Source organism: Sphingomonas pruni NBRC 15498, assembly GCF_001598455.1.
GTDB classification, from domain to species: Bacteria; Pseudomonadota; Alphaproteobacteria; order Sphingomonadales; family Sphingomonadaceae; genus Sphingomonas; species Sphingomonas pruni.
The window spans coordinates 1-14,360 of the sequence record NZ_BCYZ01000040.1 but is presented as its reverse complement, the minus strand read 5'-3'; the positions used below and the strand labels follow the sequence as shown (position 1 = coordinate 14,360).

The window sequence follows — 14,360 nt, the reverse complement described above, 5'->3', positions numbered from 1 at the left end:
TGGCAGGAGAGGGTTGGGTAGTTCTAGCCTCCGTATGTTCGTCATCCGCCCATGGTCGCCTGGCAGGGACACTCACCGTCTGGTAAGCGCGACATCAGCCTGACCCGCAATCAACCTGCGATACCAATAGTACGACTCCTTCGGCGTTCTCCGCTGCGTAGCGTAATCGACGCGCACCAAGCCGAACCGTGGTCCATAGCCGTCGGCCCACTCGAAATTGTCGAGGATCGACCACACCAGATAACCGCGCACATCGATACCGGCATCCATCGCCTTCCTGACTGCGCGGATATGGGCGTCGAGGAACGCGATCCGGTCGGCGTCATGCACCGCACCGCGCGCGACAGTGTCGGTGAAGGCCGCGCCGTTTTCCGTAATGACGATCGGAGGCAAAGCGCTGCCGTAGCGATCGCGTAACCCAAGCAACACATCAATCATGCCTTGCGGATCGACTGGCCAGCCCATCGCGGTGCGCTTGAATTTCGCCGGCGGCCGCGCTTCCTCGATCGGCTGGGCGCTGCCCGGCGGACTGACGCGCATGAAGTTGGTATTGTAATAATTGACGCCGAGGAAATCGAGCGGCTGGGCGATCGTCTTGAGGTCGCCGTCCCGCACCGCCGTCGCGGTCAGGGCGTCCGGCAATTCCGCAGGGTAGCGGCCGAGCAGCAGTGGATCGACGTGCAATCCCCAATAATAGAGCGTCATTGCCTGCGCTGCCGGCTCATCCCGCGCCGGATCGGCCGGTCGTACCATCGCCAGATTCTGGGCGATGCCGATCTGCGCCTTGCGTTTCGCCGTCGCGCGGAGCGCTTGGACGGCTTTGCCGTGCGATAACAGCAAGTGATGCGCGACCGGAAAGGATTGCGGCATATCGAGCTTCAGTCCCGGCGCATTGACGCCGAGAACGTGCCCCAGGACATGGTGCATGAAGGTCTCGTTATGCGTGATCCAGCGCGGCACGCGATCGCCGAGATGCTCCGCCATGATCTGCGCATAATCGGCGAAGCGATCGCAGGTGTCGCGGTTCTGCCAGCCGCCGGTATCCTGTAGCTTTTGCGGCAAATCCCAGTGGAACAGGGTCGGCATCGGCGCGACGCCCTTGGCCAGCAATTCGTCGACCAGCCGCGAGTAGAAATCGAGCCCCTTCGGATTGGCCGCGCCACGGCCCTCGGCCTGGATCCGCGGCCAGGCGATCGAGAAACGATAGGTCCGCGCGCCGAGCTGGCTGATCAGCCCCACGTCCTCGCGATACCGATGATAGTGATCGCACGCGATGTCGCCATTGGCGTTACCCGCGACATTGCCGGGCTGGCGGCAGAACGTGTCCCAGATCGACTTTCCGCGACCGTCCTCGTTTACCGCGCCTTCGATCTGATAGGAGGACGCTGCCACCCCCCACAGAAAATCGGGCGGGAAGGCCGGCATGGCGGGTTGTACCCCGGACTTCGACGCCGCGATCAGCCCAGGTGCCGCAATCGTCGCGCCCGTCGCCAGTACGAATTCACGCCTCCGCATGCTCGCCTCTCCCATCTCCCCATTGTCTCGGCCGCAATGGCACGAGCAGGGGTGACCGAGCCGATCAAAGAGCGCGCGAAAACAATAGTCAACGCTATATTTCGGCGTGACGTTGCGCCGAGATAAAACCTAAATCTCGTGCGCTGTCCGCCTGTCCGCGGGCGCTTCCTCTCGCTCCGTCATCCCATAGTCGCGCAGCACCGCCGCTACCCGCAGCCGATAGTCCGCGAACACCCCATCCCGCCCTGCCGCCTGCGCCTGGCGATGGTCCTCGGTGTTGCGCCACGCCGCGATCGCCGCTTCATCACGGAAGAAACTCAGCGACAGGATCTTGCCGGGATTGGTCAGGCTCTCGAATCGCTCGACCGAGAGGAATCCGTCGATCGCCTCCAATTCGGGCTTCAGCCGCGCCGCGATGTCGAGATAGGCGTCGCGCTGTCCCCCGGCGGGCTCGACCTCGAAGATCACCGCGATCACCGGTCGACCCGCGTCAGGAAGATGCGATCCTCGCGCCGGATGAAGCGCTCGCCTTGTGCGAAGGCGAAGTTCTGGCGGCCGAGCGGGTGATCCTTGAGCCGCGCGCGATAGGCTTCATACTCGGCCAGGCTCTCGATGTTGTAGACGCCGTACGCGGTGGTCGCCGATCCCTCGTGCGGGGCGTAATAGCCGATCAGATCGGCGCCGCATTCGGGGATCGCCTGGCCCCAGGCGCGGGCATAATCGACGAACGCGTCGCGACCCCAAGGCTCGATATCGTAGCGGATGAAGCAGGTGATCATTCGGTCTTCTCCAAAGTGTGCAGGCACTTTAGCGATTCCGGCCGCGGCGATGGTTCGGTACAGAACGAACCATGAGAGAAGGCCCCTATATCGCCGAAATCGCCGCTTTGATCGGCGACCCGGCGCGCACCAACATGCTGACGGCGCTGATGGACGGGCGCGCGCTGACGGTGAGCGAGCTGGCGCAGGTCGCCGGTATCACCTTGCCGACCGCCAGCGGGCATATCGCACGGATGGAGACGGCGGGGCTGCTCGCGGCGGAGAAACAGGGGCGACATCGTTATCTTAGGCTGCCGGGGCCGGACGTGGCGACCGCGCTCGAAGCGTTGATGGAGCTTGCCCAGCGCACCGGCGCGGTCAGGGTGCGGACGGGGCCGCGCGACCCGGCGCTGCGCGAGGCGCGGGTGTGCTACGATCATCTCGCCGGGGCGCGCGCGGTGGCGGTGGCGGCGAAGCTGGCAGACGCGGGGATGATGGTCGACCACGGCCTGACCGACGCCGGCCGCACGTGGCTCGCCGAGCGCGGGTTCGTGCGCGGCGACGGGCGGCGGCCGTTCTGCCGCACCTGTCTCGACTGGAGCGAGCGGCGGCATCATCTCGGCGGGGCGCTCGGCGCGCAGATATTGAGCCGCGCGCTCGCCGAGGGCTGGGCGCGGCGCGGCGAGGGCAGGGTAATCGATTTCGGCCAGCGCGGTGGCGCGGCGTTCGACCGGCTGTTCGGGCTTTAGGGTGTCGACATTCAGTTTTCGAACTCCCCTCCCTGCTTGCAGGGAGGGGCTGGGGGTGGGTGCGCGCGTCTGCGCGCCCATAGACTCATGGACCTGTCGGCAAAACAGCGCCGGACGAGGCATCGAGCCTCGCCCGGCGCTCAACCCACCCCTTGATCCCCTCCCTTGCAGGGAGGGGAGAATCGTAACGTCGATACGTCCTAAATCCCGGCAATCCCGCGCAGTGCCGCCGCGTCGAGTACGCGCAACGACCTATATCCCGGCACAACCCAGCCGCGTTTCGCCAGCGCCAGGATATGCCCGCTCGCCGATTTCCGGCTGAGCCCGCACATTTCGGCGAGATCGGCTTGCGTCGCCGGCACCTCGCCCTGGTCGTCGGCCAGTTGCGCCAGTCGTGCCGCAACCCGCTCGCGCGGCGACAGGCAGAGGTTGAGCGCGGCATTATGCACCGCGACGTCGAGCTGGTCGTAGAGCAAGGCCATCGTCGCCGGCCACGCGCCCGGCTGGCGCGCTGCGATTCCCGGCAGGGCAGCGTCGGGCACCAGCAGCACGCGCGCTGCGCGCTGCGCGCGTGCCGTCACGATCCGTCGTCCGCCGCCGAAGCGTCGCGACTGGCCGATCGCCTGGCCCGGCCCCGCCAGCCCGAGCAGCACGTCGCGATCGGGACCGACGCTCGCTTCCAGCCGCAGCACGCCCTCGACAACCAGGCACAGGCCCGGCTCCTCGTCGCCTTCCGAATAGATCCACTGCCCGGCATCGAGCGCGGCGATGCGGCCGGCTGCAATCAGTTCGGCGGCGAGCGCCGGGTCGAGCGTGGCAAACCAGCGGCCACGGCGGAGGGCGTCGAGCAATTCCATCCGCCAATTGCTACGATCGTAGCAATCCTGGTACAAGCCGCGCGATAAGATCGCCGGCAAAGGAGAGGAATCATGACCATCCAGATTCGTCCGATCGCCGACCATTGCGGCGCCGAAGCCAGCGGCATCGACCTGCGCGACCTCGACGACAGCGGCATCGACGCGCTCAAGGCGGCGGTCGCCGATCGCGGCGTGTTGTTCGTCCGCGACCAGGAGCTGACGCCTGAGGACCATATCGCGTTCGCGCGCCGTTGGGGCACGATCGACATCAACAATTACTTCCCGGCGAATGGGGGCCATCCGGAGATCGCCGAGGTGCGCAAGGCGGAGACCCAGACCACCAATATCGGCGGCGGGTGGCATACCGACCACAGCTATGACCAGGTGCCGGCGATGGGCTCGATCCTGCTCGCGCGCGAAACTCCGCCGACCGGCGGCGACACGCTGTTTTCCAGCCTGGGCGCGGCGTACGACTCGCTATCGGACGGGCTGAAGGCGACGCTGGACGGGCTACGCGCGGTGCATTCGGCCGATCACATTTACGGCCATGACGGCATCTACGCGAAGACCGACCAGGCCGCCGATCTCAAGGGACATGAGATCCACGCCGCCGCGGTCCATCCGGCGGTGATCCGCCATCCGGTTACGGGGCGCAAGATCCTCTACGTCAATCCCGCCTTCACGCTCCATTTCGAAGGCTGGACGCGCGAGGAGAGCATGTCGTTGCTGGCGTATCTCTATTCGGTCGCGATGCGGCCGGAATTCCAATGCCGTCTGCAATGGGCGCCAGGCTCGCTCGCGATCTGGGACAATCGTTCGACCTGGCATTGCGCGATGAACGACTATCAGGGGCATCGGCGACTGATGCACCGCATCACGATATCGGGGGTGGCGCTGAGTTAGGGTGGCAGGCCCAAATTCCCTCTCACTCTGGGAGAGGGAGGGAGCCGCCGCAGGCGGCGGAACGGAGAGGGCAGCATCAAGCCTTTCCGCCTGCCCTCACCTTCCCACTCGGCTGCGCCGAGCGGGCCCCTTCCTCTCCCAAAGGGAGAGGAGTTGTCTTGCTCGCGCTCTTCCCGAGCTATGTATCGGTTAGGATAGCGGGGTCAGTAAGATACGTTTACCGCTACGTGCCGCCGCCGCGACGGTGTTCATGAAGGTTGGGCCATTACCTTCTGCAACAAAAGCGACTTCGCGGCAGTCTTCGTCCACCTCCGTGGCTCGGTAGCGGTCCATCAAATACCTTGCGACGGACAAGAAGCTCGTGGCTGGCCCTGACTGACACGACTGACACCGCAGAACGTAACTTCCATAATGGACGATCATCCGCAGATCGGTGGATCCACACGTCTCGCAAGCAGGCTCTTCGGACATTCCTCTGGCTCCGTCTTCGAGGCCGCCCCCTATTTCATCAGCACCAATTCCTCCGCCATCGTCGGATGCAGCGCCACAGTCTGGTCGAAGGCATCCTTGGTCAGGCCTGCCTTCACCGCGACCGCCGCGGCTTGCAGGATTTCCGCCGCCTCCGGCCCGATCATGTGGATGCCGAGGATCTTGTTGGTCTCGCCGTCGCAGATCATCTTGTAGAGCGCGCGCTCGTTGCGGCCGGCCAGCACGTTCTTCATCGGGCGGAAGTCGCTGACATAGACTTTGACCGATCCGTATTTCTGCTTGGCCTGGCTCTCGGTCAGGCCGACGCCGGCCATTTGCGGATGGCTGAACACGGCAGCGGGGACGCAATGATAATCGACACGGGTCGGCTTGTTGCCGAAGATCGTATCGGCGAACGCCTGGCCTTCGCGGATCGCAACCGGGGTCAGTTGGATACGGTCGGTGACGTCGCCCACCGCGAAGATGCTGGGGACGCTCGAGCGATTGTCCTCGTCGACCCGGATCGCGCCTTTCTCGGTGAGCTCGACACCTGCCGCGTCGAGGCCGAGATTCTCGGTATTGGGCACGCGGCCGGTCGCGAACATCACGCAATCGACCTCGATTGGCGCATGGTTCGACATCGAGACCTTGAGGGAGCCGTCGGCCTGCTTCTCGATCCCTTCGAACTTGGCGTTGAAGCGGAAATCGATGCCCTTCATCATGCTGATCTGGAGCAGGCGGTCGCGGATCTGCTCGTCATAGCCGCGCAATATCTGGTCGCTGCGGTTGATCAGCGTCACCTTGGCGCCGAACTCGTGGAAGATGCCGGCGAACTCGTTGGCGATATAGCCCGCGCCCGCGATCAGGATGCGCTTGGGCACGCTTTCCAGGTGGAACGCCTCGTTCGAGGTGATGCCAAATTCGTGGCCGGGGCAGGTCGGAATGTGCGGCCGCGCGCCCGTCGCGATCAAAATGTATTTGGACGTGACCTCGCGCCCGGACGCCAGCCGGATCGAATTGGGGCCGGTCAGCTCGGCGCGCTCGTTGATCACCTCGACCTTATGGCTGTCGAGCGTGGTGTTGTACGCCTTGCTGATCCGGTCGACTTCCTCGAACACGTTGCCGGTCAGTGTCTTCCAGTCGAACTTGCAATCGGCCGGCACGTCCCAGCCGAACCGCCGCGCGTCCATCAAATCCTCGGCGAAATGCGCGCCATAGACGAGCAATTTCTTGGGCACGCAGCCGCGGATCACGCAGGTGCCGCCGACGCGATATTCCTCCGCCGCCGCGACTCTCGCGCCATGTGCCGCCGCCACCCGCGCCGCGCGCGTACCGCCGGATCCGATACCGATGACGAACAGGTCGTAGTCGTAGTCAGTCATTCATTCTTCCTTCCGTCATCCCCGCGAAAGCGAGGACCCATCTCCAACACTCACCGCCAACATGCCCATCGTGCTTGCGGCGCTCGCACGAGATGGGTCCCCGCTCTCGCGGGGATGACGGTGGGGAGATTCATCCAAATGCCCGCTTGATCAGATCCTGGGTCGAAACGTCGAAATCGCCGCCACCCTTGGCGGCGGCCTTGGCCATTTCCTTGCCGAGTTCGACTCCGAACTGGTCGAACGAATTGATCCCGAGCAGCACGCCCGACACGAACACGCGATGCTCGTGATAGGCGATCAGGGCGCCGAGGGTGCGCGGATCGAGCTCGTCGAGCAGCAACGTGGTGGAGGGGCGATCGCCCGGATAGGCGCGGGCGAGGTCGTCGGGATTCTCGCGGCCCTTCATCAGCGCGGCGCCTTGCGCGAACATGCTGTTGAGCAGGGTCTTGTGGTGATCCTCGCTCAGCGTATCGGCCTGCTCGATGACGCCGATGAATTCGAGCGGGACCAGGTGCGTGCCCTGATGGAGCAACTGGAACACCGCATGCTGCTGGTCGGTGCCGACCCCGCCCCAGGTGATCGGCGCGGTCGGCCGGCCGACCTTCTTGCCGTCGATCGTCGTGCCCTTGCCGTTCGATTCCATTTCGAGCTGCTGGAGGTAGGACGGGAGCAGCCGGAGCCGCTCGTCGTAACAGAACACGCCGCGCGTCTCGCAGCCGAAGGCCTGGGTGTAGAGCAGGTCGGCAAAGGCGGCGAGCGCAGGGACGTTCTCGTGCAGCGCCGACAGCCGGAAATGACGGTCCATCTCGGCCGCGCCTTCGAGCAGTTCGGAAAAGGCGTCCCAGCCGAGCGCCATCGCCGCTGGAAAACCGATCGAAGACCATAGCGAGTACCGCCCGCCGACCGTATCGGCGAACGGCAGGACGCGCGTCTCGTCGACGCCCCATTCGATCGCCTTGTCGGGATCGGCGGTCAGCGCGACGACGCGGCCATAGGGGTCCTCGACCCCACCCGCCTGCATCCACTCGATCACGCTTTCGGCGTTGAGCATCGTCTCGGTGGTGGTGAAGGTCTTGGAGGCGATCGCGAGCAACGTCGCGCTCGGGTCGAACCGCTTGAACGCTTCTTCCAGCGCCAGCCCGTCGACGTTCGAAACGATCGCTACCTCATAGCGATTGGATTCGCGCCCCAGCGCGTCGATCAGCAGGTCGGGGCCTAGCGCCGACCCGCCGATCCCGACATGCAGGATGTTGCGGATCGGCCCCAACGCCTCGGCCTCGATCGCATCGATCAGCGCGCGCATCCTGGCGTGAAGCGCCTGCGCCTTGGCGACGTCGTCCTTGTCGCCTTCGCCGCGCTCGGCCGTGTGGGTGACGGCGCGGTCCTCGGTGACGTTGATCACCTGGCCCGAGAACAACGCCTCACGCTTGCCGGCCAGATCGCTCGCCTTGGCCAGCTTCTCGAACGCCTTGATCGCTTCGTCGGTCAGGTGAGTCTTCGACCAGTCGAAATGGATGCCGGCGACGTCGGCCGAATATTTGCCCAGCCGCTCCGGGTCGTCGGCGAACAGCTTGGTCAGGGGGATGCGCTTCAGCGCCTCGATCTCGCTCCAGTCGGCCATGTTTGGGTTCCTTGTTCGACTCCGGGGCCTCAATGGGCGTTCCGGCCGTCCCGTTCAAGGAACCACGCCGCCGCGCCACGGTCATACGTATGCTTGACGCGCGCTGGCTGCATGCGCAAACCGCGCGCCATGACCGATATACCTCAGGCGACCCCGTCCGACGCCGCGCCCGATCCCGTTGTGGCGCCCGCCGGCACGCCTGCGCCGCCCGTGAAGAAACCCAAGAAGGAAGAGGATTGGAAGGACACGCTCAGCTTCATCGTCAAGCTGGTCCTCGTCGTCGTGATCTTCCGCAGTTTCCTGTTCTCGCCTTTCTCGATCCCGTCGCAGTCGATGCTGCCGCGGCTCTATATCGGCGACTATCTGTTCATCTCGAAATGGAATTACGGCTATTCCAAGCATTCGCTGCCGTTCAGCGTACCGCTGATCCCGGGGCGCATCTTCGGCCGCAACCCGACCCCCGGCGACGTGGTGGTGTTCAAGGCGCCGCCAGGCAACGACCAGGATTATATCAAGCGCGTCATCGGCCTGCCCGGTGACACGATCCAGATGCGCCATGGCCAATTGATCCTGAACGGTGTCGCGGTGCCCAAGGTGCGCGTCGCCGATTTCGTCATTCCGCTCACGCCCAATTATCCAGCCGGCAAGGAATGCCCGGCGGAATTCCAGGCGACCGACAGCGCGGGCAAGCCGATCTGCCGCTACATGCAGTTCAAGGAAACCCTGCCCAACGGGGTCAGCTACAATGTACTCGATCGCGGCGAATTCCCCGATCGCGACGATACCGACGTCTATAACGTGCCCGCCGGCCACGTTTTCCTGATGGGCGACAATCGCGACGATTCGGGCGACAGCCGCTTCCCCGCTCAGGAAAATGGCGCGATCGGCATGGTCCCGCTGGAAAATCTGGAAGGCAAGGCGGTCGTCACCTTCTGGTCGACCGACGGCAACGCGCAATGGCTGCTGCCCTGGACCTGGTTCACCGCGGCGCGCTGGAGCCGGCTGGGGCAGGGGTTTTGACCACTGCCCCTGGATCGGGGATAGCCAAGTGACGACCCAGGACCTTGCCGGCTGGATCGCCGAGACCTTCGGCCATCGGCCCGGCGACCTTGCGCGATTCGAGCGCGCGCTGACCCATGGCAGCCAGGCGAGCGCGAATTACGAGCGGCTCGAATTTCTCGGCGACCGCGTGCTCGGGCTGGCCATGGCCGAATGGCTGTACGAATTGTTCGCCGACGAGCCGGAGGGCAGTCTGTCGAAACGCCTCAACGCTTTGGTCACCGGAGCGGTCTGCGCCGATGTCGCGCGCGAGATCGGGGTGCGGCCGTTCCTCGGCCTGGGCAAACAGGCGCGTGATGACGGCGCCGCCGACAGCGACAATGTGCTGGGCGATGTGATGGAGGCGCTGATCGGCGCGCTCTATCTCGACGCCGGCTTCGCGCCAGCGCGCGATTTCGTCCGAGCGCGCTGGGCCGACCGCGTCCATGCCGATGCGCGCGCGCCGCAACACCCCAAATCGGCGCTGCAGGAATGGGCCGCCGCGCACAATCGCAAGGCGCCGGTGTACGAGGTCGTCACGCGGTCCGGCCCGCAGCACGCGCCGCGCTTCACCGTGCGTGTGTCGCTCGGCGCCTTCGCCAGCGCCGACGCCGAAGGATCGAGCAAGCAGGAAGCGGAAACCGCCGCTGCCCGCGTGCTGCTCGCGCAGGTGCAGCCATGACGGAGCCCCAAACCCAACATTGCGGCCTCGTCGCCGTGCTCGGTGCGCCCAATGCCGGCAAGTCGACCCTGGTCAATGCGCTGGTCGGGCAGAAAGTGGCGATCGTAAGCCCGAAGGCGCAGACCACGCGCACGCGATTGCTCGGCGTCGCGATCGAGGGCGAGACGCAGATCCTGCTAGTCGATACGCCCGGCATTTTCGAACCGCAGCGCCGGCTCGATCGCGCGATGGTCGCGGCGGCCTGGGGCGGGGCCGAAGGGGCCGACCTGATCGCGCTCGTAGTCGACGCCAAGGGTGGTCTCGGCCCCAAGGTCGTGCCGATCGTCGAAAGCATCGCGGCACGCCGGGAGCGCAAGTTCCTGATCCTCAACAAGGTCGACATCGCCGACAAGGCGCGCCTGCTCGTCCATGCTGAGAAGTTGAACGCGATCACCCATTTCGACGAGACCTTCTTCGTCTCGGCCTCGACCGGCGACGGGTTGCCGGAACTCAAGAAGGCGCTCGCCTACACCATGCCCGAAGGGCCGTGGCATTTCCCCGAGGACCAGGTCAGCGACGCGACCGAGCGCGCGCTGGCCGCCGAAGTGACGCGCGAACAGCTCTACCTCCAGCTCCATGCCGAATTGCCTTATGCCAGCACGGTCGAGACCGAGGCTTTCCAGGAACGCGAGGACGGATCGGTCGAGATCCGCCAACAGATCCTGGTCGAACGCCCGACCCAGCGCGCGATCGTGCTGGGCAAGGGCGGCAGCCGGATCAAGGAGATCGGGGCGCGGGCGCGGGCGCAGTTGAACGAATTGCTCGATCGCCCGGTGCATCTCTATCTCCACGTCAAGGTGAAGCCGGGTTGGGATGAGGACCGCGAGGTCTATCGCGACATCGGGCTGGATTGGGTCGACTGACCCTTCCATCGCCCTAGCACGCTTTCCGTCACCCCAGCGAAAGCTGGGGTCTCTGGCGGTTTATGCGATGCGGCTTGAGATCCCAGCTTTCGCTGGGATGACGGAGTGGGTCAGGCGAGCATCTGACCCACCCACTCCGGCACCAACTCGCCCGCCGGTCCCAACCGACCCTCGTGGAACCACGCGCTCCCCTCGGATCGGTCGAGGTTAAGCTCCAGCGTCCGCGCCCCGTGATACTTCGCGGTCTGCACGAATCCCGCCGCCGGATAGACCGCGCCCGATGTCCCGATCGACACGAACAAATCGGCACGGGAAATCGCCCGCTCGATCACGTCCATCGCGTACGGCATCTCGCCGAAGAACACGATATCGGGCCGCACCGCCGGCGCGCCGCACGACGCGCAGATCGTCCCCGGCGGCATATCGCCGTCCCACGCCTGCCGGTGCTCGCACGCCGCGCACAGCGCCGACTTCAACTCACCATGCATATGGAGCAATCGCTTCGCGCCCGCGCGCTCATGCAAATCGTCGACATTCTGCGTGACGATCAGCAACTCGCCCGGCCACTCGGCATCGAGCCGCGCCAGCGCTTGATGCGCCGCATTGGGCTCGACCCCAGCCAGCGCCGCGCGCCGGAGGTCGTAGAAGCGATGCACCAACTCGGGATCGCGCGCCAACGCCTGCGGCGTACAGACATCCTCGACCCGATGCCCTTCCCACAACCCGCCTGGCCCGCGAAACGTCGCGATGCCGCTTTCGGCGGAAATGCCTGCGCCGGTCAGGACGACGATGTTGCGGATGTCGGTCATTTAGCTGTGCTAAGCGATAGCCGCGTCAACCGCTATTGGTGGTTAGGCGATAGGCAGGCTCTGCACGAAATAGGATCTAGCTGTCGCCGGTTTTCGCAATGCGCAACTGGGTCGCCCTGATAGTCAGCGCTCCCTTCTTCCCATCATACGGAAGGACCTCCCCGGTCACGAATATTGTTGGCTGAACGAAGCCTGGAATGATTTCAGGCGAGGACCGCACGACGCGATCGTACGCTCGAACCACAGCCTCGTCCGTAATCGTGAGAGGCACTTGCGGGCAGCCGTTACCCGGGCCCTTACCCGACACGCTTGCTCCACACTCAATGCAGCCATCGCCTTTGTAAGCGAAGAGAACCGCCGTGCCTTCGACCCTGTCACCCACGGATAGGGACCAGCATCGGTCCGCAGATATGTGGAGCGTCTTTGACCCACAGGATGACAGCGCGAATGCGCAAATTATCGAAGCGATCGGTCCCCGCATTTAGGCGTCATCTCAGGAATGCGTGATGCTCGCAATCGGGGCGATAGCAGATCGGTCGGCCATTCACCCGTCAGAGCACCGGCCAGCGTTTGTGATCGAACCCCGCGATCCGGCAGCCTCTTTACAAGGCGCCGATTTCCGCGTGACACGACGCGATGACCGATTTCGCGACGACCCGACGGCTGTTCCATCTTCCGGAGGGCGTGCTCTATCTCGACGGCAATTCGCTCGGCCCGCTGCCGGTGGCGGCGGAGGCACGGGTGCGGGAGGTGCTGACGCGCGAATGGGGCGACCAGTTGATCCGCGCGTGGAACAGCGCCGACTGGATCGGGCTGCCGCGCCGCGTCGGTGATCGCATCGGGCGGCTGATCGGCGCGCCGGAGGGGAGCGTGGCGACCGGCGATACCTTGTCGGTCAAGGTGTTCCAGGCACTGGCCGCCGCGCTGGCGCTACGGCCCGACCGCAAGGTGGTGCTGTCCGACACCGGCAATTTCCCGTCGGACCTCTATATCGCCAGCGGGTTGATCCAGGCGCTCGGCGGTGGGCTCGAACTGCGGCTGGTCGAGCCCGAGCAGGTCGCCGACTCAATCGATGAGAGCGTCGCCGTGACGCTGATCACCGAAGTCGATTACCGCACCGGTCGCCGCCACGACATGAAGGCCCTGACTTCCAAGGCGCATGCGGCGGGCGCGGTGACGGTGTGGGATCTCGCGCATTCGGCCGGCGCGGTACCGGTCGACCTGACCGCGGCCGACGCCGATTTCGCGGTCGGCTGTACGTATAAATATCTCAACGGCGGCCCCGGCGCGCCTGCCTTCATTTATGTCGCGCCGCGTTTCGCCGACAGCGCGCGGCCGATCCTGTCGGGCTGGATGGGACATGAGGCGCCGTTCGCCTTCGATCTCGACTATCGTCCGCATGCCAGCGTCGAACGGATGCGCGTCGGCACGCCGCCGGTGCTCGCGCTCGCGGTGCTCGATGTCGCGCTTGATGCCTGGGCCGGGGTCGACATGGCCGATGTCCGCGCTGCCTCGATCCGGCTGAGCGAGCGGTTCATTGCCGAGGTCGAGACGCGCTGCTCCGATCTGACGCTCGCCTCGCCGCGCGATCCGCATGCGCGGGGCAGCCAGGTCTCGTTCCGCCACCCGCAAGGCTATGCGATCATGCAGGCGCTGATCGCCAACAACGTGATCGGCGATTTCCGCGCGCCCGATCTGATCCGCTTCGGCTTCACGCCGCTCTATCTGTCCGAGGAGGATGTCGTCGCGGCGGCGAAGGTACTCGAACGCGTGATGACCGAGCGCTTGTGGGACGACCCCGCTTATGCGACGCGATCCAAGGTAACATGACAGACGAACCTACACATGCCGGCGTCGCCGCCGGCGCTGAAACCGATTTCGCCGGCAAGATGGCCTATGGCGACTATCTACGCCTCGATTTGATCCTCGGCGCGCAGCAACCGCGCTCGGCCGCGCATGACGAGATGCTGTTCATCATCCAGCACCAGACGTCGGAGCTGTGGATGAAGCTCGCGGTGCACGAGCTCGAATCGGCGTGCGATGCGATCGCCAACGACAAGTTGCCGCATGCCTTCAAGATGCTCGCGCGCGTGTCGCGTATCCTGGAGCAACTCAACAATGCCTGGGACGTGCTGCGCACACTGACGCCGAGCGAATATACCGAATTCCGTGCCGATCTCGGCCAGTCCTCGGGGTTCCAGTCGCATCAATATCGCGCGATCGAATTCCTCTGCGGCAATCGCAATGCGGCGATGCTCAAGCCGCACGCGCACCGAGCCGAAGTCATGGGCGAACTGGAAGGCATCCTGGCGCGGCCGAGCCTGTATGACGAGGCGATCCGCCTGCTCGCGCGCTACGGCTTCGACGTCGGTCCGGAGCGCGCCGATCTTCGCGAACAGCGCGGCGAAAGCGACAAGCTCCGCAGCGCCTGGGCCGAAATCTATCGCGACCCCGATACGCATTGGCCGCTCTATGAGCTTGCCGAGAAACTGGTCGATCTCGAAGATTATTTCCGGCGCTGGCGGTTCAACCACGTCACCACGGTCGAGCGCGTGATCGGCCTCAAGCGCGGTACCGGCGGGACGCAAGGCGTCGCCTATCTGCGCCGGATGCTCGAGGTCGAGCTGTTTCCGGAGTTGTGGCACGTCCGCACCGAACTTTAACCGTTCGCACCAA

The 14,360-nt window shown here is 65.1% G+C and carries 14 protein-coding genes; 7 read left to right on the top strand and 7 right to left on the bottom strand.

Annotation, left to right across the window (positions count from 1 at the left end; genetic code table 11):
• Nucleotides 1–72: 72 nt before the first annotated feature.
• The 3 genes from SPR01S_RS12700 to SPR01S_RS12690 all read right to left on the bottom strand — a co-directional run bounded on the left by SPR01S_RS12700 (nt 73) and on the right by SPR01S_RS12690 (nt 2,294).
• Nucleotides 73–1,515 (bottom strand): GH1 family beta-glucosidase, encoded by a 1,443-nt coding sequence (locus SPR01S_RS12700; RefSeq protein ID WP_218016754.1) that lies wholly within the window; start codon nt 1,513–1,515, stop codon nt 73–75.
• Between the two features lie 129 nt (nt 1,516–1,644).
• On the bottom strand, nt 1,645–1,992 hold the full coding sequence (locus SPR01S_RS12695; protein WP_066590141.1) for an antibiotic biosynthesis monooxygenase family protein: 348 nt from the start codon (nt 1,990–1,992) through the stop codon (nt 1,645–1,647).
• The gene (locus SPR01S_RS12690) at nt 1,989–2,294 is read right to left on the bottom strand and encodes an NIPSNAP family protein (RefSeq protein WP_066590139.1); all 306 of its coding nucleotides are present in this window, start codon (nt 2,292–2,294) and stop codon (nt 1,989–1,991) included. Before SPR01S_RS12690 ends, SPR01S_RS12695 begins: the two co-directional genes overlap by 4 nt.
• 71 nt (nt 2,295–2,365) lie before the next feature.
• Here SPR01S_RS12690 and SPR01S_RS12685 point away from each other — a divergent pair, with 71 nt between their 5' ends.
• A complete protein-coding gene (locus tag SPR01S_RS12685; RefSeq protein ID WP_066590138.1) occupies nt 2,366–3,022 on the top strand; it encodes an ArsR/SmtB family transcription factor in 657 nt (218 codons plus the stop codon).
• A 200-nt stretch (nt 3,023–3,222) separates the two neighbouring features.
• Here SPR01S_RS12685 and SPR01S_RS12680 read toward each other — a convergent pair whose 3' ends face one another.
• On the bottom strand, nt 3,223–3,939 hold the full coding sequence (locus tag SPR01S_RS12680) for a Crp/Fnr family transcriptional regulator (RefSeq protein WP_169803432.1): 717 nt from the start codon (nt 3,937–3,939) through the stop codon (nt 3,223–3,225).
• A 12-nt stretch (nt 3,940–3,951) separates the two neighbouring features.
• Here SPR01S_RS12680 and SPR01S_RS12675 point away from each other — a divergent pair, with 12 nt between their 5' ends.
• Nucleotides 3,952–4,782: a TauD/TfdA dioxygenase family protein gene (locus SPR01S_RS12675; protein WP_066590134.1), complete on the top strand. Its 831-nt coding sequence runs from the start codon at nt 3,952–3,954 to the stop codon at nt 4,780–4,782.
• Between the two features lie 500 nt (nt 4,783–5,282).
• Here the strand turns inward: SPR01S_RS12675 and gorA are convergent, their stop codons facing one another.
• Both gorA and pgi read right to left on the bottom strand, forming a co-directional pair.
• Nucleotides 5,283–6,632: a glutathione-disulfide reductase gene (gene gorA / locus SPR01S_RS12670; protein ID WP_066590133.1), complete on the bottom strand. Its 1,350-nt coding sequence runs from the start codon at nt 6,630–6,632 to the stop codon at nt 5,283–5,285.
• Between the two features lie 130 nt (nt 6,633–6,762).
• Entirely contained in the window at nt 6,763–8,253 is a 1,491-nt protein-coding gene (gene pgi / locus SPR01S_RS12665) for a glucose-6-phosphate isomerase (protein ID WP_066590131.1), read from the bottom strand.
• 129 nt (nt 8,254–8,382) lie between these two features.
• Between pgi and lepB the strand changes: the two genes are divergently transcribed.
• From lepB to era, 3 genes are read left to right on the top strand one after another with little or no spacing between them, the layout of a single operon-like run.
• Nucleotides 8,383–9,273, top strand: a complete 891-nt coding sequence (gene lepB / locus SPR01S_RS12660) for a signal peptidase I (protein WP_157082240.1) — start codon at nt 8,383–8,385, stop codon at nt 9,271–9,273.
• Between the two features lie 28 nt (nt 9,274–9,301).
• The gene (gene rnc, locus SPR01S_RS12655) at nt 9,302–9,973 is read left to right on the top strand and encodes a ribonuclease III (protein WP_066590129.1); all 672 of its coding nucleotides are present in this window, start codon (nt 9,302–9,304) and stop codon (nt 9,971–9,973) included.
• A complete protein-coding gene (era, locus tag SPR01S_RS12650; protein WP_066590128.1) occupies nt 9,970–10,875 on the top strand; it encodes a GTPase Era in 906 nt (301 codons plus the stop codon). Before rnc ends, era begins: the two co-directional genes overlap by 4 nt.
• Before the next feature lie 110 nt (nt 10,876–10,985).
• Here the strand turns inward: era and SPR01S_RS12645 are convergent, their stop codons facing one another.
• Nucleotides 10,986–11,684, bottom strand: coding sequence for an NAD-dependent deacylase (locus SPR01S_RS12645; protein WP_066590126.1), 699 nt, complete (start codon nt 11,682–11,684; stop codon nt 10,986–10,988).
• Nucleotides 11,685–12,320: 636 nt separating this feature from the next.
• On the opposite strand from SPR01S_RS12645, the gene kynU reads away from it, so the two are divergent.
• Together kynU and kynA are read left to right on the top strand one after the other, a co-directional pair.
• Nucleotides 12,321–13,514 (top strand): kynureninase, encoded by a 1,194-nt coding sequence (gene kynU, locus SPR01S_RS12635; protein WP_066590122.1) that lies wholly within the window; start codon nt 12,321–12,323, stop codon nt 13,512–13,514.
• The gene (gene kynA, locus SPR01S_RS12630; protein WP_066590121.1) at nt 13,511–14,347 is read left to right on the top strand and encodes a tryptophan 2,3-dioxygenase; all 837 of its coding nucleotides are present in this window, start codon (nt 13,511–13,513) and stop codon (nt 14,345–14,347) included. The genes kynU and kynA overlap by 4 nt, the downstream gene beginning before the upstream one ends.
• Nucleotides 14,348–14,360 lie beyond the last annotated feature (13 nt).

Bases quoted from the DNA above. Each gene is read 5' to 3' on its own strand.
- SPR01S_RS12700 (WP_218016754.1), bottom strand. From the start codon at position 1,515: ATGCGGAGGCGTGAATTCGTACTGGCGACGGGCGCGACGATTGCGGCA.
- SPR01S_RS12690 (WP_066590139.1), bottom strand. From the start codon at position 2,294: ATGATCACCTGCTTCATCCGCTACGATATCGAGCCTTGGGGTCGCGAC.
- SPR01S_RS12685 (WP_066590138.1), top strand. From the start codon at position 2,366: ATGAGAGAAGGCCCCTATATCGCCGAAATCGCCGCTTTGATCGGCGAC.
- SPR01S_RS12675 (WP_066590134.1), top strand. From the start codon at position 3,952: ATGACCATCCAGATTCGTCCGATCGCCGACCATTGCGGCGCCGAAGCC.
- gorA (WP_066590133.1), bottom strand. From the start codon at position 6,632: ATGACTGACTACGACTACGACCTGTTCGTCATCGGTATCGGATCCGGC.
- pgi (WP_066590131.1), bottom strand. From the start codon at position 8,253: ATGGCCGACTGGAGCGAGATCGAGGCGCTGAAGCGCATCCCCCTGACC.
- lepB (WP_157082240.1), top strand. From the start codon at position 8,383: ATGACCGATATACCTCAGGCGACCCCGTCCGACGCCGCGCCCGATCCC.
- era (WP_066590128.1), top strand. From the start codon at position 9,970: ATGACGGAGCCCCAAACCCAACATTGCGGCCTCGTCGCCGTGCTCGGT.
- SPR01S_RS12645 (WP_066590126.1), bottom strand. From the start codon at position 11,684: ATGACCGACATCCGCAACATCGTCGTCCTGACCGGCGCAGGCATTTCC.
- kynU (WP_066590122.1), top strand. From the start codon at position 12,321: ATGACCGATTTCGCGACGACCCGACGGCTGTTCCATCTTCCGGAGGGC.
- kynA (WP_066590121.1), top strand. From the start codon at position 13,511: ATGACAGACGAACCTACACATGCCGGCGTCGCCGCCGGCGCTGAAACC.